Origin of the sequence: Serratia sp. S4 (assembly GCF_000347995.1) — a bacterium.
Lineage (GTDB): Bacteria > Pseudomonadota > Gammaproteobacteria > Enterobacterales > Enterobacteriaceae > Serratia > Serratia quinivorans.
This window is the reverse complement of record NZ_KB661120.1, coordinates 2,497,453-2,518,637: the sequence shown is the minus strand read 5'-3', so window position 1 is coordinate 2,518,637 and position 21,185 is coordinate 2,497,453. Positions and strand designations below refer to the sequence as shown.

Genomic DNA, 21,185 nt, shown 5'->3' with positions numbered 1-21,185 from the left:
TTGCACCAAATTGCATCAAGCAACTGCCCGATAGCGCGCCAGCGCTCGGTTTGCGGACTGGTATGGAAATTGCTTCTCCCGATCATGGCTATGAGGGAGAAGCAGATGAAAGCAATTGTCATTGGTGGCGGCATCGGCGGCCTGTGTACCGCCATCGCATTACAGCGTGTCGGTATCGACACCGAGGTTTTTGAAGCGGTCAAAGCAATCAAACCGGTCGGGGCCGCCATTTCCATCTGGCCCAACGGCGTAAAATGCCTTAATTATCTGGGGATGAAAGAACCGCTGCGCGCGCTCGGCGGCCCGATGCACTACATGGCCTATCAGGAATACCTGCACGGCCAGACCCTGACGCGCTTTAGCCTGGATCCGCTGATCGCCAGCGTTGGCGAACGGCCGTACCCGGTGGCCCGAGCCGAGCTACAGGCGATGTTGCTGGACACCTACGGCCGCGATCGGGTGCATTTCGGCAAACGCGTCAGCGGCATTGAAGAAACTTCGCAGGGCGTGACCGCCTGGTTTGAAGACGGCAGCCAGGCCAGCGGTGATTTTCTGATCGCCGCCGACGGCACTCATTCCGCCATTCGCCCTTATGTGCTGGGCCACGGGGTGGATCGTCGCTATGCCGGTTACGTTAACTGGAACGGGCTGGTAGCCATTGATGAGTCCATCGCCCCCGCCGACCAGTGGACCACCTTTGTCGGTGAAGGCAAGCGGGTGTCATTGATGCCCGTCTCCGACAACCGCTTCTACTATTTCTTCGATGTCCCTCTGCCCACCGGGCTGGCGGAAGACCGCAGCACGGCGCGCGCCGATCTACAGCGTTACTTTGCCGGCTGGGCCGAGCCGGTGCAGAAACTGATTGCCGCGCTCGCCCCCGATACCATCAACCGCATTGAGATCCATGATATCGAACCTTTCGAACGGTTGGTGCGCGGGCGTGTGGCATTACTGGGCGACGCCGGGCACAGCACCACGCCGGATATCGGCCAGGGCGGCTGTGCGGCGATGGAGGACGCGGTGGTACTGGCGATTGCCTTACAAACCAACTCGCTCGGCATTGAAGACGCGCTGTTGCGTTATCAGGAAAAACGCAGCCACCGGGTGAAGGACCTGGTGCTGAAGGCGCGCAAGCGCTGTGATGTCACCCACGGCAAAGAGATGGCGATCACCCATGGCTGGTACGAAGAACTGAAAAGCGAAACCGGCGAGCGCATTCTCTCTGGTATGCAAGAAACCATTATGGGCGGACCGCTGGCCTGACTCTGCCCATCCTCTGTGGCAAGGCAAGGCTTTACCGTCAAACGCTCAAAGTGCGGATGCGCCCCGCCGCCAGTTCGATCACCCGGTCCGCCGTGGCGATGGTTTCCGGCCGGTGGGCGATCAGTAAAATGGGTAACCCAAGCTGGCGTAAAGTCTGGCCAATCAGCGTTTCGTTATTAACGTCCAAATGGCTGGTGGCTTCATCGAGGATCAGCAACTGTGGCTGCTTGTACAACGCCCGCGCCAACAGTAAGCGCTGTTTCTGCCCGGCGGACAGGGTTCCCCCCATTTCGCCGATTAACGTCTGGTAACCCATCGGCAGTTTTTCGATGTCCTGTTCCAACTGCGCCAGACGAGCACATTCGCCAAGCTTTTGCTGATCAACCCGGGAAGAGAAAAACGTCATGTTTTCGGCAATGGAGCCACGAAACAGTTGGTCCTCCTGCAATACCACGCCGATATGCTGGCGAACCTGTTGATAATCCCCCTGCCGGTGCTCGATGCCCAATGTGCGGATCACCCCGGCGGTCGGCGGATACAGCCCCAGTACCAGCTTGGCCAGCGTGGTCTTGCCGCAACCAGAGGCACCAACCAGCGCCAGCACCTCACCGGGCATGATTTGCAACGAGACCTGCGAGAGGATCTCACGTTCGGTTCCGGCGTATTTAAAACTGACCTGCTCCAGGCTCAACGCAGGGCGATCGCTCGGCCAGACACAGGCCGCTGATGGCCCATTGGCACCACCTGCCGCCTGTGACGCCGCATCTTCACGCGCCGCGAGCACAATATCCGCCAGCCGTTGGTTATAAACATCCAGCATTCGGTACGCGACCAGTTTGTCTATTAAACCATTGATGCTGGACGAGAAGCGCCCCTGAAAGGACATATAAGCCACCAGCATACCCACCGAAAACTGACCGGCCAGCACCGCGCTGGCCCCCAGCCACAGCACCGCCGCCCCCACCACGCTGCCGATAACGGTCTGCATAATGCCGTACACCATCATCAGTTTGCTTTCGTGCAGTTGAGCATTGCGGCGGGCGACATTCAGATTACGCCAGACCGATTCGCGCGGCGTCAGCGCCCCATTGACCCGCAGGCTCAGCACCCCGCGCAGGCTCTCCAGAAAGTGGCTGGATTCCTGGGTGCCGGCGACCCAACTGTCATCTGCCGCTTTACGCAACGTACTGAACCAAAACAGCCGCAGCAGGCCATAAACCAGAGCGGCGGCTAACGCGACCAGGGTTAATTTGGCACTGTAGAAAAACATCATGGTCAGCGTGCCCACTACCAGTAACACATCCAGAAAGGCTTCGAGCAGCGTGGTGGTCAGCGTGTCCTGAATGGTGTCGACGGCATCAAATTTGGCACTGATATCCCCCATATTGCGCGCCTCAAACCAGCTAATCGGCAGCCGCAACAGGTGGTGAAACACGTTCGCCGTCCACTGCATGTTGAAGTTGACCGCCATGGTGAGGGTCGCCCATTGCCGGGCCAGTTCCAGTAGCGTTTGGGTCGCGGCCATCAGCAACATGGCGATGACGATCAGCGTCAGCAGGCTGGCGTCCAGCGCCACCAACACTTCATCAATCACCAGTTGGTTGATCAGCGGACCAATCAGCGCAAAGACTTCGAGCGCCAGGGCGAAACAGAAGATCCTGCCCAGCGCCGATTTCAGGCCCTGAGTCTTGCCAATAAGATCGAACAGGCGGATCTTTTTTCGCTGATCTTTGACCGTAAACTGGTGAGTGGGCGTCAGTTCCATGGCGACGCCGGTAAAGTGACGGTTCGCTTCCCGCAGGCTCATGGTTACCGCACCGCGAGCCGGATCGTGCAATTCCAGCCTCTGCCCTCGCACCCGTTTGAGTACCGTAAAGTGATTCATATCCCAGTACAAAATGCAGGGCACCGACAGCAGGTGCAACTCTTCAAGCTCCAACTGCACGGCGCGGCCGCTTAAGTGCAGCTGTTCGGCACAGCTCATCAACTGCGAAAATGTCATACCGAGCTGCGAAACGTTAAATCGTGCTCGCAACGTGGGCAGATCAACCCGGTATCCATGCCATCCGGCAATCATCGCCAGACAGGCCACGCCGCACTCCGCCGATTCTGTCTGGCGAATCAACGGCAGGCGCTTGCGCCATCCCCAGTTAATCACTTCGGTAACGTCCATGTTCAGATCCTTCCTTGCAGACTCCATAATGGCTCCAGCAGCCACTCGTACAGGCGGCGACTGTCCAGCTCCACATCCGCAGACACGGTCATGCCAACACGCAATGGCTCCTGCCGCCCATAGGCCGTAATGGTGGGTTTATCCAAGGCTACGATGACGCGGTAATGCCCTTCGTTTTCCTTCCACACCATCGGGTTTTGCAGCAGCGCCTCGCTGGCGCTGAGGCTGGTGTCGGTTATGGCGCGGGTGACGCCATACTGCACGCCAAATTTTTCATAGGGGAACGAGGCAAAGCGCAACCCCACTCGCTGCTGGGGCTTGATAAACCCCACCGCTTTGCTTGGGGCAAACAATTCGACCTGTAACTGTGCATCATCAGCGACCATCATCAGTAAAGGATCGCTTTGTTTTACCGTCTGACCGGCCCGCGCCAGTACCACGGCGATATGCCCATCCACCGGGGCGGTCAGCGTATGATCGCGCTGGCCGCCCAGTTCAATCTCCTGCTGTTTAATGCCCTGTAGCTGACGTTCAAGCTCGGCGTCACGCGCCTGCTGTTGTTGTTCCAGGGTGCGCAGTTCTGAGGCCGCCGCGGCAAGCTCGCGTTTTAGCCGCAGCTGCGCCTGTCGCTGGAGTTCAACCTTTTCCTGCGCCGTCGACAGCGTCATTCGCTGCTGCTGAAACTCCAGCTCGGAGACATAGCCTTTGGCGATCAGTTTGCGGTAGCGCTCCATCAACGAATGTGAAAGTTGCGCCTGTTGCTGAACCAGCAGCATTGCCGCGTCTGCACTGGACAGTTCCTGATTGAGCTGCGTGATGCGTTGCCGTACGCCGGTTTGCTGCAGAACGCGGGTCGCCAGCTCTTGTGCACGCTGATGCTCCAGCATGCGATATTGACGATTTAATGAATCAGAAACCGACGCCAGCGTACCGACGCCCTGCCCATTGAAATATTCACCGCTGAGCCGATACAGCGCCTGACCGGCCTTGACCGCCGCCCCCTCCGCCACCAGCCGCTCGGTGACCTGCCCGGCGCTGCGGGCCACCACCTTGATCAACCCGCTGGACGGCATCACCACCCCCTCCAGCCGCGCTTTGCGGGTATATTCGCCCAACATTAGGAATAGCAAGATGGCCAGCACCAACAGAATGCTGACCCAGGCATAGACGGTCAGGCTGAGGCTGGCGGGGATAATCACTTCACCCTCGGCCCTGGTGGCCTGGGCGGCAAAATAACCCTCGCGGTAAAGCTGGGGGGGACGTCCTGTCATTGGGGGTTATACCTTCAATCCGGTGATTATCATTTTATTTTTTCGCGACTATTCCATGCGCGAGAAAATCACAGCAGGGAAAGTCAGCCCTGCCTAAATCTTAAATTCACTTAATTTAAAATAACCAAGATCGACGTGTAAATATACCAAATTTTCAATATAATTCATTATTTAACAATAAGTAATATGTTTATCTTATTTATTTGAATTATATCGTCCGCTAATTACGAAGAAATAAACCTACAGGGATTATTGCTTAAATTTGACCAAATTATTTAGCAGCGGCCGAATGTTTTTCAGCCGCCGCATTAGCACCACTTTCTAACCACAGTTAATGGCTGCCCGGATTGGCACGCAGTCTGGCCACCTGCGCTTCCACATCGCGCCAGGCCGGTTTGTCACCGGCATAACGCTGGCGCAGGTAGTTCACCAGACTCGCGACCTGCCGATCGGAGAAACTGTCCTTAAAGCCTGGCATAAAGCCCAAATCGGCGGTGGCCGGTTTGGCAATCCCCTGCAGGATCACTTTGATCAGGTTATCCGGTCGCTCACTGAAAATATTGGTGTTATTGGCCAGATCCGGGCTGACGCCAAACAGCTGTGGCCCACCGGCAGCGGCACTGTGACAGGCCTGACAGGCGCCCTGAAACAGGCGTTCACCGGCCTGTTGCCCCAGAGCGGGTTGCAGACGGGTGGCCAGTTTGACCTGCGGCTCTACATTTAATTGAGCCGGACTGCTCAGGGATATCAGATAGTTGGCCATCGCCCGCACGTCAGACTCCGGCAACGTCGCCAGCTCGCTGACCACCGGCCCCATTGGCCCGGCCGCGACGCCGTGCTCGGCGGAATGACCGCTGCTCAGGTACTGGAACAGCTGTTCTTCATCCCAGGGCTTCTCCGCCGTGGCCAGTTGGTTCAGCGCCGGCGCCTCCCAGCCGTCCACCATCGCCCCGGCAAGGAAGCTGCTGCCCCCCTTTTCCGCCCCCATCAGATTACGCGGCGAATGGCAGGCCGCACAGTGCCCCAACCCATTGACCAGATAAGAGCCCCGGTTCCACTGGGCCGTTTGCGCAGGGTCCGGCTGAAACTCGCCCTGACGCAGAAACAGTGCATTCCAACCGGCCATCAATGGGCGGATATTGAACGGAAAACGCATCTGGTTAGCCGGATTGCTCTGCGCGACCGCCGGCTGCGACATCATATAGGCATACAATGCCTGCATATCACCGTCGGTCATTTTGCTGAACGAAGTATAAGGAAAAGCCGGGTACAGATTACGCCCGTCGCGGCTGATTCCCTTACGCATCGCCCGGTCAAAAGCGCCAAACGACCAGTTGCCGATACCGGTCTCCACATCTGGCGTGATATTGGTGCTGTACAGGGTGCCAAACGGAGTCTCCATTGCCAGTCCGCCGGCGTTGGTCGCCCCTTCAGAGGCGGTATGGCACACCGCGCAATCCCCGACGGCGGCCAGTTGACGACCGCGCTCCAGGGTGGCTGCCGACCAGGTACCCGAACCAGGGGTTGCCACTGGGGCAATCTCGGCACGCCACGGCAGTGCCGTAGCCGCTACGCCCAACAGCGCACCGAAAATACCGGCCGCACCGCCAAACCACCATTTACTGCGCCTGGGTTTAGCCGCTGGCGCAGCTTGCTGTCGGGTGCTATCCGGGCCGTTCAGCGCCTCGCGCAGTCGGTCGGATGTGATCGGCAACTCACGAAAACGAATACCGGTGGCGTCGAACACCGCATTGGCAATGGCCGCGGCACTGGGCACCGAAGCAGATTCCCCAGCCCCCAGCGGCGGATCGTAGGGCCGTGGCATCATCACCACGTCCACCTCCGGTACCTCCGGGAAGGTCAGGATCGGATAAGCCCCCCATTCCTTGCTGGAAATAGTCGATTCTTCGAAGGTCACCCGCTCTTTCAGCACCCGGCTGGTCGACTGGATCACATTGCCGTGGATCTGGTGGCGCACGCCGTCCGGGTTGACCATCATGCCCGCGTCATGCCCAACCACAATACGTGTGACCGCGACTTCGCCACTGGCCTTATCGATCGCCACATCGGCGACCCAGGCCGCCCAGGCTGCACCAAAGCCGGGGAATTTGCTGTGAATATAGCGCGCATAGGCAAAACCACGCCCGCGCAGCACACCGTCTTCCGCCGGGGTTTGCATCGGTTCGGTATGCGGCGTCCAGCCAGCGCGCTCGGCGGTGCTGAGCATCAATTCAGTGGCACGTTGATCCTTGATATAACGCAGCCGATATTCCAATGGATCCACACCGGCCGCCATGGCCAACTCATCAATATAGGACTCGTGCGCGAAGGTATTCGGCAGTGCCGACACGCCGCGCATCCAGGAGGCTCGAACGATGGGTGCCATGTCCTCAATGCTGACGCGCAGTTCCGGGTATTCATAGGGCGGCACCGAGGTGCGGTCCCCCATCTCATAAGCCACCGGTACCGGTTCAACCATTCCGGTCAGCAACAACGCCAGCGTGGGTGCGCCATTGGACGGGTAATAAGTACGGAAATCGTAGGCCACCGGGTGACCGGCGGCGTCCAGCCCACCGTCAACCTCCATCAACTGTGCCGTGCCCTTGGGTTCCCACAGGTGTTCCTGCTCGCGGGTGAGCTGCACCCGTACCGGACGCCCTACCGCACGCGACAATAACGCCGCATCGGCGCAGACATCATCGGCACAGTTGCGGCCATAGCAGCCCGCCGCTTCCATGCGGATAATGTCGATCTGCTGTTCCGGGTATTCCAGCAGCCAGGCGAGATCGGCACGCAGCAGATGCGGGTTCTGGCTACCTGACCAGACGCGTAACTGCTGCGGTTGGTAGTCCGCCAATGCGCAGGAGGGGCCGATCGAAGCATGCAGTTGGTACGGCCACAGGTAACTGCGGGTAAAGCGGCGATCGGCGGCGGCCAATGCCGCATCCACATTGCCGGTGTCATGCACCACCCGTGTCGAATGCGGGTTATCACGCAGCGCCTGCGCCACGTCGGTCATCTGCGGCAGGTTACGCCGCCAGTCCTTCCAACTGACCTGCAACGCCTCTGCTGCCTTGATCGCCTGTTCTTCGCGCTCGGCGACGATGCCGATAAAATCCCCGATCACCACCAGTTTGACGATGCCGGGAATATGGGCAATGGACTGCTCGTCCACCGTCAGCAGGCTGGTGCCGACAAACTCACCGCTGTCATAGCCGGCATACGGCGGCCGCACCACCCGGCCATGCAGCATGTTCGGCAATCGCATGTCGTGCACATAGGTGGACTCGCCGGTGGCCTTGGCCGGGATATCAACGCGCGCGGTGCTGGTGCCAACCAGGCGGTATTCGGCCTGCGGCTTGAGCGGCGCATCGCCGGAGACGGGCAGTTCTACATGCACGCCGGTGACCAGTTCGCCGTAGCTCACCGCCGGCCCTTGTGGACTGGTAATCAGGCCGTCATTCAACGTCAGTTGCTCAACCGCAACGCTAAAACGCTGCGCCGCCTGTTGCAGCAGCCAGCGACGTGCCTCGGCGGCGGCATTGCGCAGCGGCACGGCAGAAATTTGCAGCGTAGCGCTGGCGATGGTCGCGCCCTGATTCGGCGTACTCTCGGTATCGCCCAGCACCATGCGTACCTGATCCATACGCAGGTAGAGTTCTTCGGCGACGATTTGCCCCAATGCGGTGCGCACACCGGTGCCTAGATCAACATGGCCGTTGAAGGCGTAGACCTCACCGCTGTCGCAAATGGCAATAAACAGCCCCTGCTCTTTGGGTTTCAGGTTCGGCGTCTGGCCTTTCGGCACCAGCCCCGGCGGCGGTTGGATCTGATCGATAACCAGCAAGGCGCCATGACGCTGCAATAATTCGGCCTGGCTCGGTACTGAGGAATGGGCGTCAGTCATGGGGCGAGGTTTCCTCACTGCGGCAGAGAATGATGGCGCGCTGAACCGCACGCAGGATTTCGATATGGGTGCCGCAGCGGCACAGGTTGCCGGACAGCGCCTGGCGGATTTCGCGGTCGCTGGGCGACGGATTGCGATCCAACAGGGCTTTGGTGGTCATGATCATGCCATTGAGGCAGTAACCGCACTGCGCGGCCTGTTCTTCGATAAAGGCACGTTGCACCGGGTGCAGACGGTCGCGATCGCCCAAACCTTCCAGCGTGGTCACCGCGCGGCTGGTAACACCCAGCGCCGGGATCACACAAGAGCGTGCGGCAATGCCGTCGATCAACACGGTACAGGCTCCGCACTCACCCAGGCCACAGCCGTATTTCGGGCCGTTGAGCGCCAGATCGTTACGTAACACCAATAGCAGAGGAGTATCCGCCATTACCCGGGTATGAATATTTTCGCCGTTGACTGACAGCATCAGCGGATGCTCCGTCAGTGTTTTTACCGCGCCTTCCCTGGGCAATTGCACTTCAGCTATCGCCATTGTTGCGTCTCCGCCTGCGCTCTGGTTATACCCGTCATCTTTCAAACCGCCGTTGGGCGCTCAGCTTGAAAGCTATGGGGTATTTCTTGTGGGCCGTGGCCTCGCCGCCACCGCACTCACCAGACAACCGCAGTTGCGGATGGCGAATCAGCCGGGCGGCTGGTCTTCCAGCATTTTATTGAGCAGGAACATCAGTGCTATACGTTCAGCCGGATTCAACGTACCGAAAGTTAATTCTGTGATCGTCGCCGCATGCGGCAGCGTTCCCGCCAGCAGCACGGCACCGGCGTCGGTCAGCCCGACCACCACTTTGCGCCGATCGACAGGATCCGGCATCACGGTAATCAGCTCGCGCGCTTTGAGCCGCTCGATAATGCCGCGAATGGTGGCCTGATCGACCGCCGTCACCTGTACCAGCTCGGTCAACGAACTCGGGCCCATGTCACGCACCGCGCACAGGGTAATAAACTGCACGGCGGTCAGTTGCGAATCCCCAACGTTTTGCTGGAAAATCGCCACATGGCGCTGATAAACCTTACGCAGCAGGTGCCCGACCTGTTCGGTAAAATGATAATTTTCAGTCTTGCCGCTCTCTGCAGCCGGGTATTCGGGGGGCGTCATTGCGTTACTCTCACCATCAATGGAAACCACCGAGAATAGTACAAACCCCTGCTTTTGGCAGCAAGTTAACTCTGGCTGACCCGCGATGCCGCCGGTGCCACCACTTCACCATCCGCCACCACCGTCTTGCCATCCAGACTGATGTCGCAATGACGTAGCGCGATATCCATATGGCACGGGGTTTTGCGCGTGCCGCCGACTTCGGTATTCGGCCCGGTGGAGAACAGGAAATTGCCGTAGAAAGCACGTGCATCCATACACATACCGTCGTTTTTATCGTGCAGCCCCATCGCCGTCCACTGCGCACGCGGCTGCAGGCCCCAGCCGATATGCGAAATGCCGTACACCTCCGGATCGTTGAAATACTTCATGTACTCCCGAAGATACTCCGCCTCGAAGCCGCCGTGAATGCGCGTCACAAAGCCTTTGTCGATCTCAAGCGTTATGCGTTCGCGCGCGTAACTTTTAAACGGCAGCAGGATATCGCCCACCTCCAGCACCAAAACCCCTTCTGCCTGTTCTTCATTCGGCCAGGTGAACAGGAAACCGCTCGGCCAGTGATCCCAGCGCCCCGGTTCGTCGGCATAGCCATATTCGGTCACCGTTGGGTATTGCCCCAATGGCGCACGGAAGTCACTGCCGGCGGCAGACTTCACCTGCATCAAACTGGCACGCTCCAGCACCTCGGCGGCGGCCAGCACCCGCGCTTTATCCTCAACATTAGGCAACATGCGTGCCAACACCTCCGGCGGCTCGACCGCCAGCAGAATGCGCGTGCCGGTTTTCAGGATCTGCTCCTGTTCCGGCGAATGCAGCAACATCATGGTGTCGACAATCAGATCGGCCGCCTCCAGTGCACGTTGTGCCGCGTGGTTACCGGTCAGCGCCGTATCGCCACAGTAAGCCGTCATGTCATTGCCCATGGCGCGCGGATGGTTGAACGACGGCAGTTCTACCGCGTAAACCCTGGCCCCCAGGCGCAGTGCTGCATCGGTGGCGGCGCGCACCGTACGCGCATCGGAATAGTGACTTTTCAGGATCGCCACGCTTTGCGAAGCATCAACCTTCGACAGCGTAAGCACCTGCTCGAACAGTTGTACCAACTGACTATCATTGACCGCCATGGTGTATCTCCTGTCTCGCTAAGGGTTGGTCGACGCAGCCAGCATCGATGAAGTTATTTTGCGCAAATTAAAGTGATCACGCTCTTTTAAATATCTAGACCAAAATCAATCGGGAAGCAAGCCCCCGTTTCCAGCCATAAGAAAACCCTATTTAAAGCCCTGCACATCCTGCTGTTAACATGAGTTTAACAGTAATGGCTGGTCAATTAGCGTGAGCCAGATCTAAATTAACACTTGTGCAACTTTGCGTTATTTAGCGTATACACTATAAATCGATCATCCGGCATCACTGCAGATGCCAGGTAAAAAACCAACAGTCAGGGGAAAAATGATGAGCAAACAACAACGCATTGCCGTGGTCGGTGCCGGTCTGGGTGGCGCCGCCGCCGCCGGTCTGCTGCAAAAAGCCGGCTTTATCGTCGACCTGTACGAACAGAGCCCGGTGTTTTCCCGCCTGGGGGCCGGCATCCATATGGGGCCAAACGTACTGAAGATTTTCCGCCGTCTCGGCATCGAGCAACCGCTGGAACAAATGGCCTCGCATCCGGATTTCTGGTTCAGCCGCGACGCCGAAAGCGGTGATTATTTGTCGCGTATTGAACTGGGGGCCTTTGCCCGTAAAGAGTACGGTGCGGCTTACGTGACGGTGCACCGGGGCGATTTACAGGCGTTGCAGATGGCGGCGCTGCAACCGGGCAGCGTGCATTTTGGCAAGTGTCTGAGCAAAATTGAGGAGCGTGACAACCAGGTGGTGCTGAACTTTGCCGATGGCACCCAGGCCAGCGCCGATATCGTGATTGGTGCCGATGGTATCAACTCACGTATTCGCGAACATCTGCTGGGGGCAGAAGCGCCAACCTACAGCGGCTGGGTTGCCCACCGCGCGTTGATCCGCGGTGAGAAGCTGGCCAAATACAATCTGAGCTTTGAAGACTGTGTGAAGTGGTGGTCGGCAGATCGTCACCTGATGGTCTATTACACCACCCAAAAACGCGACGAATATTACTACGTCAGCGGTGTGCCACACCCGGCATGGGATTTCCAGGGCAGCTTTATCGACAGCAGCCGCGAGGAAATGTACGAGACCTTCGCCGGTTATCATCCGATTGTGCAAGCGCTGATCGAATCCAGTGAACAGGTCACCAAATGGCCACTGTTGAACCGTAAACCCCTGCCGCTGTGGAGCGAAGGCCGCATGGTGCTGCTCGGCGACGCCTGCCACCCAATGAAACCGCACATGGCGCAAGGCGCGGCGATGGCGATCGAAGACGCCGCTATGCTGGCGCGCTGCCTGCAAGAAACCGGCCTGAGCGACTACCGCACCGCTTTCCAACTGTATGAAGCCAACCGTAAGGAACGCGCCTCCCGCGTGCAGGCCGTCTCTAATGCCAACACCTTCCTGCGCACTCAGGAAGATCCGGCCTGGGTCTACGGTTATGACCTGTACGCACAGGCGCTGAAATCGGAGAACGCCGCATGAGTCATTTTCTGTATGGCGCCAACGTGCAGGCCAACGGCATCCGCCAGCACTACCTGCGCTATGGCGGCCAGGGGCCGGTACTGATCCTGATCCCCGGTATCACCAGCCCGGCGATCACCTGGGGCTTCGTTGCCGAACGCCTGGCCGAGCGCTATGACACCTACGTGCTGGACGTTCGTGGTCGCGGACTGTCCGCCAGCGGCCCGGATCTGGCCTATGACGCCGAAACCTGCGCCGAGGACGTCAACGCCTTCGCCGCCGCATTAAAACTGGAAAACTACGCCCTGCTTGGCCATTCGATGGGCGCGCGCTTTGCCCTGCGCGCCGCAGCACTTCAGCCGGATGGCGTACGGCGATTGGTATTGGTCGATCCGCCGGTCTCCGGCCCCGGCCGCCGTGAATACCCAGGCAAATGGCCCTGGTACGTGGATTCGATCCGCCAGTCATTGCAGGGAATGGACGCCGAGCAGATGCGTGCCTACTGCCCGAGCTGGAGCGAACAACAGCGCCAACTGCGTGCCGAATGGCTGCACACCTGCTATGAACCGGCGATCCAGCGCGCCTATGAAGATTTTCATCAGGTCGATAGCCATCGCGATTATCCCGCGCTGCGCATGCCGACGCTGCTGATGGTGGCAGGCCTGGGTGGCGTGATCCAGCCGCAAGACGAGGCAGAGATCCGTCAGTTGCAGCCGGAAATCACGTTGGTTCACGTCGAGAAAGCCGGCCATATGATCCCGTGGGACGATTTCGACGGTTTCTTCCGCGCCCTGGGCGATTTTCTGGATTAATCAAGGAGCCTTTGTCATGAACAAAAATTACCGTATCGGCCAGATAGTGCCCAGTTCCAACACCACGATGGAAACCGAGATCCCGGCGATGCTGACCGCACGCCAGTTGATCCGTCCGGAACGCTTTACCTTTCACTCCAGCCGCATGCGCATGAAGCACGTCAGCAAGGCGGAGCTGGCGGCGATGGACGCCGAATCAGACCGCTGCGCACTGGAGCTTTCCGACGCGCAGGTTGACGTACTGGGCTATGCCTGCCTAGTGGCCATTATGTCGATGGGGCTGGGCTATCACCGTGAGTCCCAGGCCAGGCTGGCGCAGGTCACCCAGGACAACAACGCCGCAGCCCCGGTGATCAGCAGTGCCGGTGCGTTGGTAAACGGCCTGAAAGTGCTGGGTGCCAAACGCATTGCGCTGGTGGCCCCCTACATGAAGCCGCTGACCCAAATGGTGGTGAACTATATCGAGCACGAAGGTATTGAGGTCAAGGTCTGGCGCGCGCTGGAGATCGCCGACAATCTGGCGGTAGGTCGTCACGATCCGGCCAATCTGCCGGGCATTGTCGCCGAGATGGATCTCAGCGGCGTCGACGCTATTGTGCTGTCCGCCTGCGTACAAATGCCGTCCTTGCCGGCGGTCGCTACGGTGGAGGCGCAAACCGGCAAGCCGGTGCTGACCGCCGCCATCGCCACCACCTACGCCATGCTGACCGCACTGGAGCTGGAACCGATCGTTCCCGGTGCCGGGGCCCTGCTTTCCGGCGCTTATTAAGGAGGCAAAATGGCAGCCGATAATTCACTTACCGATAACTACCAGGGCGTTTGGGGCAACCGCATCGGTTTCGGCCAGCGTCCGGCACTGCTGGTGATCGATTTTATGCAGGGCTACACCACCGAGGGTGCGCCTCTGTTCGCCCCCGGCGTGGTCAGCGCGGTCGATGAAAGCGTGGCACTGCTGGCAGCCGCACGCCTGGCAGGAGTTCCGGTGATCCACACCAATATCCGCTATCATGCAGGGCATTTTGCCAATGGTGGGATCTGGGTGAAAAAAGCACCGGTTATGAAGGACATGGTGGAAGGTAATCCGCTGGCGGCATTCTGCCCGCAGGTGGCCCCGCTGGCCACGGAAGTGGTGCTGACCAAGCAGTACGCCAGCGCCTTTTTCGGCACTTCATTGGCTCCGATGCTGGTGGCGCTCGGCGTCGATACCCTGTTGCTGGCCGGCTGTTCCACCAGCGGTTGTATCCGTGCCAGCGCGGTAGACGCGGTGCAACACGGGTTTCGCACCATCGTGGTACGTGAATGTGTCGGCGATCGCCACCCTGGCCCGCACGAGGCCAACCTGTTCGACATCGACAGTAAATACGGCGACGTGGTGGCCAAACAGGAGGCTATCGCTTATCTGAAACGGTTGTAATCGAGAGTTTCACCTGCACGGAGTGCTGAAAAATCAAGAAGGCGCGACAAGCGCCTCGAAAGCAAACACACAACGCTCCTCCTCCGGAGGCCACTATGCACCACCTGGAGACATCATCATGGCCATTGTTGAAACCCCGTTAGCCGGGAAAGCGGGCGCAGAATCGCTTCTGTACCGCAAAATCACCTGGAAGCTGATCCCGTTCCTCTGTCTGTGCTATTTGGCCGCCTACCTCGACCGCATCAATGTCGGGCTGGCCAAGCTGCAGATGGCCGATCAACTGCAACTGAGCGAAGCGGCCTTCGGCCTGGGCGCCGGGCTGTTTTTTGTCGGCTATATCCTGTTTGAGGTGCCGAGCAACCTGATCCTGCAACGGGTCGGCGCCAAGGTGTGGATTGCCCGCATCATGATCACCTGGGGCCTGCTTTCCGCCTGCACCATGTTCGTTACCACCCCCAATCAGTTTTACGTCATCCGCTTTCTGCTCGGCGTGGCGGAGGCCGGTTTTCTGCCCGGCGTGCTGTATTACCTGACGCTGTGGTTCCCGACTTACCGTCGCGGCCGCATTATTGCGTTATTCATGATCGGACTGCCGCTGTCGAGCGTGCTCGGCGGCCCGATTTCCGGCTGGATCATGGGGCATTTTGATATGCGCCACGGGCTGCACGGCTGGCAATGGCTGTTCCTGCTGGAGGGCATCCCCAGCGTGCTGTTGGGTATATTGACGTTCTGGGTGTTACCGAACCATTTCCGGCAGGCCAAATGGTTATCCGATGAAGAGAAACAACGTATTGCCGACGACCTGGCGCAAGATGACGCCGAGGCCAGTCACAGTAAACACAGCTTCCGCGATGGCTTCTTTAATCTCAAGGTCTGGATGCTAGGTGGCATTGATTTTTCGATCCTGCTGAGTGCCTATGCGATGGGGTTCTGGATGCCGACCTTTATCAAAACCGCCGGGGTGACCGACATTACCACCATCGGTATGCTGACCGCGTTACCGAGCGTCGCCGCCCTGCTGGGGATGCTGGTGATCGGCACCAGTTCGGATCGTATGCGTGAGCGGCGCTGGCATATCATAGTGCCGTTTATTATCGGCGCGATGGCGATGGCTGGCAGCACCTTCTTCACTCATAGCGTGATCGCCACGGTGTTGCTGTTCTCTGTGGCCCAGGCGGCGATCATCGGTGCAGTGCCGGTGTTCTTCAGCCTGCCCGCCACCTTCCTGCGCGGTACCGCGGCGGCAACCGGCTTCGCGCTGGCCTGCTCGTTAGCCAATATTGCCGGGTTGGTGAGTAATTCGCTGATGGGGCTGGCGCTGGAACTGACCGGCAAAAGCGGTGGCGCACTCTGGGCGTTCGCCGGTTGCCTGCTGTTAAGTTCGTTACTGGTGGTCGCTCTGCCGGCCAAGGTGGTTAACCGCTGAGACCAGGGGGCGCGAGTTTCCGCACCCCTGCTTCACTCCTTAATCTCAACCAAACTGCTTATAACAAATAAAGAGGGCGTAATTTCTTACGCCCTCTTATCACTACTCACCAGGCTAATGCCATGACCTGTTATTCGTCTTTCAAACCACGGTTGATCAGCATCGGCTCAATGCTTGGCTCTTTGCCGCGCCAGTCGATGTACAGTTTTTCCAGATCCTGGCTGTTACCGCGCGACAGGATCATATTGCGGAAACGCTGACCGTTCTCTGCCGTCAGGCCGCCATGTTCGGTGAACCACTGGAAGGCATCATCCGCCAGCATTTCTGTCCACAGATAGGCGTAATAACCGGCAGCATAGCCGTTACCCCAAATGTGCTTGAAGTAACTGGAGCGATAGCGCGGCGGCACATAGCTAAGATCGATTTTGTCTTTCATCAGCGATTCCGCCTCGAACTTGTCCACGTCCTGCTGCGGCTGGTCGGCGCTCAACATATGCCAGTGCATGTCCAGCAGTGCCGCAGAAAGCAGCTCGGTCATGTCATAGCCTTTGTTGAACTTGTCGGCCTTTTTGATTTTGTCGACCAGTTCCTGCGGCATGGCTTCACCGGTTTTGTAATGCTTGGCGAAGTGGGCAAAGACTTTCGGATCGCTGGCCCAATGCTCGTTAAACTGCGATGGGAACTCAACGAAGTCACGAGCGGTGTTGGTGCCGGACAGGCTTGGATATTCCTGATCGGCGAACATGCCGTGCAGCGCATGACCAAATTCGTGGAACATGGTGATCACGTCATCGTACGACAACAACGCAGGCTGGCCCGGTGCCGGTTTGGTGAAGTTGGCGACGTTGTAAATCACCGGCTTGGTGCCTTTCAGCTTCGATTGTTCGACAAAATTGCTCATCCAGGCGCCACCGCCCTTGTTGTCGCGCTTAAAGAAGTCGGTATAGAACAGCGCCAATGATTTGCCGTCTTTATCGAACACCTCATAAACCCGCACGTCCGGCTGGTAAACCGGGATGTCCTTGCGCTCTTTGAAACTGATGCCGTACAGCAGGTTGGCGGCATAGAACACGCCGTTGTTCAGCACGTTATCCAGTTCGAAGTAAGGTTTGATCTGCGACTCATCCAGGTCATATTTGGCTTTGCGCACCTGTTCAGCGTAGAACTGCCAGTCCCAGGCTTCGACCTTGAAACCGCCTTTCTGCTGGCCGATGACCGCCTGAATATCTTTGGCTTCACGTTCGGCACGCGCGGTCGCCGCCGGAACGATATTACGCATAAAACTCAGCGCCGCATCCGGGGTTTTGGCCATCTGGTTTTGCAGCTTCCAGGCCGCGTAATTCGGGAAGCCCAGCAGTTTCGCCTGCTCGGCACGCACTTTAGCCAGACGAGCAATGGTCTGACGGGTGTCGTTAGCGTCGCCCTTTTCCGCACGGTTCCACGAAGCATCAAACAGTGCCTTGCGGGTCTCGCGGTCTTTCAGGCTCTGCAATTCCGGCTGTTGGGTGGTGTTTTGCAACACCAGCAGCCACTGTTTATCCAGCTTGCGTTCGCCGGCCGCCTGGGCCGCCGCCGCCAGTTCACCTTCCGACAGGCCATCCAGCTTGCCTTTGTCAGCAATCGCCAATGCGCCGTCTTTGGTCGCCGCCAGCAATTTGTTGGAGAACTGAGTGCTCAGCGTTGCCGCTTCCTGGTTCAGCGCCTTCAGTTTGGTTTTATCGGCGTCGGACAGATTGGCCCCCGCCAGCTCAAAGTTCTTATAGGTCACTTCTACCAGCCGACGCGATTCCGCATCCAGCTTCAGCGCATCGCGCTGTTGATAAACGGCCTTGATACGGGCAAACAGCTTGCTGTTGAGCATGATGGCGTCATCCAGCGCCGCCAGCTTCGGCGAGCTTTGCTCATCGAGTTTTTGCAACCCGTCGCTGGTGTTGGCCGAGGTCATGGCGCCAAAGACGTTCATCACTCGCGACAGCAACGCGCCGCTTTGTTCCATTGCCACAAAGGTATTCTTAAAATCAGGCTTGGCCGGGTTGTTGGCAATCTTCTCAATCTCTTCCAGCTTCTGCTTGATGCCCGCATCAATTGCCGGGGCATAATCACTTTCTTTGATCAGATTGAACGGCGGTGCCTGGAATGGCAGACGGCTTTGATAGAAGAACGGGTTTTGGTTCTTTTTGTTGTCGTGTTGGTTGGCTTCACCGGTCACGGTTGCCTCCTTCGCCTGGCCACTTGGCAACGCGCTATGATCCGCGTGCGGGTTGGTTTCTGCTGCCTGTGCCTGCGTGCCCAGCGCCATGCCGATCGCCAGCACCAATGTCGATAAACGCATCAAATCGAAACTCCTCCATGTCCACAGAATAATGTCGCGGAGAGCTCATCTCCCCTTGAGTCACATCCTAGCTTAGGCGCAGTTGGCAGATTGAGCAAAAACAAGTGATTAGAAGCTCTCCAGCCTCGACAACAGGCCGTTGATTGTCCGATTTTATATAACGGTTCATCCCAAACTCGCCTATAGACGCTTTATTAGCGGCGCATTAGCCTTATTTAACCGACTAATTATTCATCGAAATAACCCGACCTAACCGCATACCAATATCAAATCCACTGGTAGCGCCACCCTCAACTAATTCTGAAAACGCGTCATGCACATGACCTAATCCGCACCAGCTTAGACCTGCGGCTATTTAAATCAGGAGATGGATATTTCATGGCTACAACACCTCAACCTAATGAACAGATTTTGGGGGGACATTCGCATCATCAGCAAAACCGGACCACGCATGAACACCCCCTACTGAGCGCCAGGGTTATCGGTCAGGGCACCCGATGCGTGGTGATGCTGCCGGGTTGGTTTGGTGACCATAGCGTCTATCAGCCGATGTTCCCTCATCTGGACACCGAGGCCTTCACTTATGTGTTTGTGGATTTTCGTGGCTACGGGCAATCACGCGGCATAGCCGGCAGCTACACCACTAATGAAATGGTTGCTGACGTGGTCAACCTGATGGATAGCCTGGGTTGGCAGCGTTTCGACGTGGTTGGGCATTCCATGGGGGGGAAAATTGCGCAGATTATTGCCGCTCGACACTCTGAACGAGTACGCAGTGCGGTAGGCCTGACGCCCGTTCCTGCCAGCGGGCTGGACGTAGAACAGCAGGTTTGGCGCATCTTCGAGCAGGCGGTCGAGGATGATACCTGCCGCCACTCTCTGATTGATTTTTCCACTCATCACCGGCTGCCCCGCCGCTGGGTCAGCGATACCGTTCAACAGTCGCGTGCGGCCTGTGCCCCACCGGTGTTCGAAGCCTACCTCCGTAGCTGGGCGCTGGAGGATTGTTCCATCGAAACTTACGGCTGCACGGTTCCCCTACTGTTGCTGATCGGCCAGCACGATCCGGCACAGACGCTGCCGATGATGGATAACACCTGTTTGAAGTGGTTCGTCAATGTGGAGATGGAACTGCTCGAAGGCTGTGGACACTACCCAATGCAGGAAATCCCGCTTTATCTGGCGGGTGCCATCGAGCGTTTCTTACGCAAACAAACTAAGTAGCAGTGACTCTGCTGGAGGTTTACATCATGCATACCGATCTTCCATCGTCTAAAGAAACGGCGGTTAAAACCGACGACCATGCCAGGCCGATCCGTCGGCTGCACCATTTTGCCTGGCGTTGCCGGGACGCAGAGGAAACCCGTCATTTCTATGAAGATATTCTCGGCTTACCGCTGGTCCATGTGATTAAAAACGATCATGTCCCCAGCACCGGTGAGTACTGCCCGTATGTGCATATCTTTTTCCGCATGAAAGATAATTCGCATATCGCCTTCTTCGATTTGGGAGACGGGATAGCGGCGCAACCCAGCCCAAATACCCCGGAATGGGTTAACCATATTGCCTTGAAAGTGGATAACCGGGCCGATCTGGACAGCATGCACCAACGACTCCTCGCGCAGGGCATTGAGGTGATTGGGGTTACCGATCACGACAGCTATATTGAATCCATTTACTTCTTCGATCCGAACGGGTTTCGTCTGGAGTTGACCACCGAAGTGGCGGCGGCCGAAACAGTGGAAGGCTTTGCCCACACGGCGCATCAGGAGTTGGCGATTTGGACGCGAGAACAATCACGACGCCAGGCCCTGGCTGAGGGGAAATCATGAACGCAACTCTGGCTCCGCAATTACGTTTGGCCACACGAGAAAATGGCCGTCGGGATGGCGAATTGGTGCTGGTCTCTCCCGATCTTTCACGTTGCATTGCCGTGCCCGCTATTGCCCGCACCCTGCAGGAAGCGTTAGATAACTGGTCGGCTATAGCACCGCAGCTGATGCAACTGGCAGAGAACGGCTGGGACGGCAGTGACCTTTTCAATGCCTCAAGCTGCCTGGCACCGCTGCCCCGAGCCTATCAGTGGGTCGATGGTTCCGTTTATCGCCACCACGCCAAACTGATGTATCAATGGCGAAATGAACCTATCCCTCCGCAATATGAAGAGAAGCCGCTGGTTTATCAGGGCGGTTCGGACGTGATGCTAAAGGCAACCGCACCGATCGAAGCCACTGATGATGAGCTGGATATTGATTTTGAAGCAGAGATCGCCGTAATCACCACTGACGTCCCTCTCGGGGTGACGCCCGAGCAGGCGCTGGAGTGTATCGCGTTAGTGGTGTTGCTCAATGACGTCTCTCTCCGCGGTCTGATACCCGACGAAGTGGCGCGGGGTTTCGGTTTCTACCAGAGCAAGCCCGCCACCAGCTTTGCCCCGGTTGCCGTGACGCCCGCGGCGCTCGGCGCGAACTGGCGGGACGCAATGTTGCATTTGCCGGTGCGCGTCAGTCTAAATGGAAAATGGTTTGGCGCTCCGGACGCCGGCGATGATACGGCGTTTAATTTCGGGCAGCTTATTGCACACCTGGCCTGCACCCGCGCTTTGGCGGCCGGCAGCATCGTGGGTGCAGGCACCATCAGCAATGCCGATCCGGCATCCGGCAGCGCCTGCATTACCGAAGCCCGGGTGCGTCAGGCGCTGAGTGGTGTAGATGAAAGTCAGCGGCAGCCCTATTTGGCACAGGGTGACCAGGTGCGGATCGAAGTATTCGATACCGGCGGACATTCCGTGTTTGGTGCCATCGACCAAAAAGTGGTGATCCTTCAACCATAAGCCGCGCTGACCCGG

At 58.1% G+C, this 21,185-nt stretch carries 16 protein-coding genes; 9 read left to right on the top strand and 7 right to left on the bottom strand.

Annotated elements, in window-relative coordinates; all coding sequences use genetic code 11:
• Positions 1–105 precede the first annotated feature (105 nt).
• Positions 106–1,263, top strand: coding sequence for an FAD-dependent urate hydroxylase HpxO (gene hpxO, locus SERS4_RS0112590; protein ID WP_017892753.1), 1,158 nt, complete (start codon positions 106–108; stop codon positions 1,261–1,263).
• Positions 1,264–1,300: 37 nt separating this feature from the next.
• Here the strand turns inward: hpxO and SERS4_RS0112585 are convergent, their stop codons facing one another.
• From SERS4_RS0112585 to SERS4_RS0112560, 6 genes are all read right to left on the bottom strand, one after another.
• The gene (locus tag SERS4_RS0112585; RefSeq protein ID WP_017892752.1) at positions 1,301–3,436 is read right to left on the bottom strand and encodes a peptidase domain-containing ABC transporter; all 2,136 of its coding nucleotides are present in this window, start codon (positions 3,434–3,436) and stop codon (positions 1,301–1,303) included.
• Between the two features lie 2 nt (positions 3,437–3,438).
• The gene (locus SERS4_RS0112580; protein ID WP_017892751.1) at positions 3,439–4,707 is read right to left on the bottom strand and encodes an HlyD family secretion protein; all 1,269 of its coding nucleotides are present in this window, start codon (positions 4,705–4,707) and stop codon (positions 3,439–3,441) included.
• Between the two features lie 331 nt (positions 4,708–5,038).
• Positions 5,039–8,614, bottom strand: coding sequence for a molybdopterin cofactor-binding domain-containing protein (locus SERS4_RS0112575; RefSeq protein ID WP_017892750.1), 3,576 nt, complete (start codon positions 8,612–8,614; stop codon positions 5,039–5,041).
• Positions 8,607–9,149 carry a (2Fe-2S)-binding protein gene (locus tag SERS4_RS0112570; RefSeq protein ID WP_017892749.1) on the bottom strand — a complete coding sequence of 181 codons (543 nt, stop codon included), beginning with the start codon at positions 9,147–9,149 and terminating at the stop codon, positions 8,607–8,609. The genes SERS4_RS0112575 and SERS4_RS0112570 overlap by 8 nt, the downstream gene beginning before the upstream one ends.
• Before the next feature lie 147 nt (positions 9,150–9,296).
• Complete coding sequence (locus tag SERS4_RS0112565) at positions 9,297–9,770, bottom strand: MarR family winged helix-turn-helix transcriptional regulator (protein ID WP_012145041.1); 474 nt, start codon at positions 9,768–9,770, stop codon at positions 9,297–9,299.
• 65 nt (positions 9,771–9,835) lie between these two features.
• Positions 9,836–10,894, bottom strand: a complete 1,059-nt coding sequence (locus tag SERS4_RS0112560) for a 2,5-dihydroxypyridine 5,6-dioxygenase (protein ID WP_012145040.1) — start codon at positions 10,892–10,894, stop codon at positions 9,836–9,838.
• A 328-nt stretch (positions 10,895–11,222) separates the two neighbouring features.
• Between SERS4_RS0112560 and SERS4_RS0112555 the strand changes: the two genes are divergently transcribed.
• The 5 genes from SERS4_RS0112555 (at position 11,223) to SERS4_RS0112535 (ending at position 16,005) form a co-directional block, all read left to right on the top strand.
• Positions 11,223–12,374, top strand: coding sequence for an FAD-dependent monooxygenase (locus tag SERS4_RS0112555; RefSeq protein WP_012145039.1), 1,152 nt, complete (start codon positions 11,223–11,225; stop codon positions 12,372–12,374).
• Positions 12,371–13,165: an alpha/beta fold hydrolase gene (locus SERS4_RS0112550; RefSeq protein WP_017892747.1), complete on the top strand. Its 795-nt coding sequence runs from the start codon at positions 12,371–12,373 to the stop codon at positions 13,163–13,165. The genes SERS4_RS0112555 and SERS4_RS0112550 overlap by 4 nt, the downstream gene beginning before the upstream one ends.
• Positions 13,166–13,181: 16 nt before the next feature.
• Positions 13,182–13,934: an Asp/Glu racemase gene (locus SERS4_RS0112545; RefSeq protein WP_017892746.1), complete on the top strand. Its 753-nt coding sequence runs from the start codon at positions 13,182–13,184 to the stop codon at positions 13,932–13,934.
• Positions 13,935–13,943: 9 nt separating this feature from the next.
• Complete coding sequence (locus tag SERS4_RS0112540) at positions 13,944–14,579, top strand: N-carbamoylsarcosine amidohydrolase (protein WP_017892745.1); 636 nt, start codon at positions 13,944–13,946, stop codon at positions 14,577–14,579.
• Positions 14,580–14,697: 118 nt separating this feature from the next.
• The gene (locus tag SERS4_RS0112535) at positions 14,698–16,005 is read left to right on the top strand and encodes an MFS transporter (protein WP_017892744.1); all 1,308 of its coding nucleotides are present in this window, start codon (positions 14,698–14,700) and stop codon (positions 16,003–16,005) included.
• Between the two features lie 130 nt (positions 16,006–16,135).
• Here SERS4_RS0112535 and dcp read toward each other — a convergent pair whose 3' ends face one another.
• On the bottom strand, positions 16,136–18,337 hold the full coding sequence (dcp, locus tag SERS4_RS0112530; protein WP_017892743.1) for a peptidyl-dipeptidase Dcp: 2,202 nt from the start codon (positions 18,335–18,337) through the stop codon (positions 16,136–16,138).
• A 378-nt stretch (positions 18,338–18,715) separates the two neighbouring features.
• Here dcp and SERS4_RS0112525 point away from each other — a divergent pair, with 378 nt between their 5' ends.
• Genes SERS4_RS0112525 through SERS4_RS0112515 form a run of 3 tightly spaced genes read left to right on the top strand, consistent with a single transcriptional unit; the run spans position 18,716 to position 21,170 of the window.
• Entirely contained in the window at positions 18,716–19,561 is an 846-nt protein-coding gene (locus SERS4_RS0112525) for an alpha/beta fold hydrolase (protein WP_051071211.1), read from the top strand.
• 26 nt (positions 19,562–19,587) lie between these two features.
• The gene (locus tag SERS4_RS0112520) at positions 19,588–20,169 is read left to right on the top strand and encodes a VOC family protein (RefSeq protein ID WP_017892741.1); all 582 of its coding nucleotides are present in this window, start codon (positions 19,588–19,590) and stop codon (positions 20,167–20,169) included.
• Entirely contained in the window at positions 20,166–21,170 is a 1,005-nt protein-coding gene (locus SERS4_RS0112515) for a fumarylacetoacetate hydrolase family protein (RefSeq protein WP_017892740.1), read from the top strand. The genes SERS4_RS0112520 and SERS4_RS0112515 overlap by 4 nt, the downstream gene beginning before the upstream one ends.
• Positions 21,171–21,185 lie beyond the last annotated feature (15 nt).

Bases quoted from the DNA above. Each gene is read 5' to 3' on its own strand.
- SERS4_RS0112565 (WP_012145041.1), bottom strand. From the start codon at position 9,770: ATGACGCCCCCCGAATACCCGGCTGCAGAGAGCGGCAAGACTGAAAAT.
- SERS4_RS0112575 (WP_017892750.1), bottom strand. From the start codon at position 8,614: ATGACTGACGCCCATTCCTCAGTACCGAGCCAGGCCGAATTATTGCAG.
- SERS4_RS0112585 (WP_017892752.1), bottom strand. From the start codon at position 3,436: ATGGACGTTACCGAAGTGATTAACTGGGGATGGCGCAAGCGCCTGCCG.
- SERS4_RS0112525 (WP_051071211.1), top strand. From the start codon at position 18,716: ATGGCTACAACACCTCAACCTAATGAACAGATTTTGGGGGGACATTCG.
- SERS4_RS0112545 (WP_017892746.1), top strand. From the start codon at position 13,182: ATGAACAAAAATTACCGTATCGGCCAGATAGTGCCCAGTTCCAACACC.
- SERS4_RS0112555 (WP_012145039.1), top strand. From the start codon at position 11,223: ATGATGAGCAAACAACAACGCATTGCCGTGGTCGGTGCCGGTCTGGGT.
- SERS4_RS0112560 (WP_012145040.1), bottom strand. From the start codon at position 10,894: ATGGCGGTCAATGATAGTCAGTTGGTACAACTGTTCGAGCAGGTGCTT.
- SERS4_RS0112535 (WP_017892744.1), top strand. From the start codon at position 14,698: ATGGCCATTGTTGAAACCCCGTTAGCCGGGAAAGCGGGCGCAGAATCG.
- hpxO (WP_017892753.1), top strand. From the start codon at position 106: ATGAAAGCAATTGTCATTGGTGGCGGCATCGGCGGCCTGTGTACCGCC.
- SERS4_RS0112520 (WP_017892741.1), top strand. From the start codon at position 19,588: ATGCATACCGATCTTCCATCGTCTAAAGAAACGGCGGTTAAAACCGAC.
- dcp (WP_017892743.1), bottom strand. From the start codon at position 18,337: ATGCGTTTATCGACATTGGTGCTGGCGATCGGCATGGCGCTGGGCACG.
- SERS4_RS0112540 (WP_017892745.1), top strand. From the start codon at position 13,944: ATGGCAGCCGATAATTCACTTACCGATAACTACCAGGGCGTTTGGGGC.
- SERS4_RS0112580 (WP_017892751.1), bottom strand. From the start codon at position 4,707: ATGACAGGACGTCCCCCCCAGCTTTACCGCGAGGGTTATTTTGCCGCC.
- SERS4_RS0112515 (WP_017892740.1), top strand. From the start codon at position 20,166: ATGAACGCAACTCTGGCTCCGCAATTACGTTTGGCCACACGAGAAAAT.
- SERS4_RS0112570 (WP_017892749.1), bottom strand. From the start codon at position 9,149: ATGGCGATAGCTGAAGTGCAATTGCCCAGGGAAGGCGCGGTAAAAACA.
- SERS4_RS0112550 (WP_017892747.1), top strand. From the start codon at position 12,371: ATGAGTCATTTTCTGTATGGCGCCAACGTGCAGGCCAACGGCATCCGC.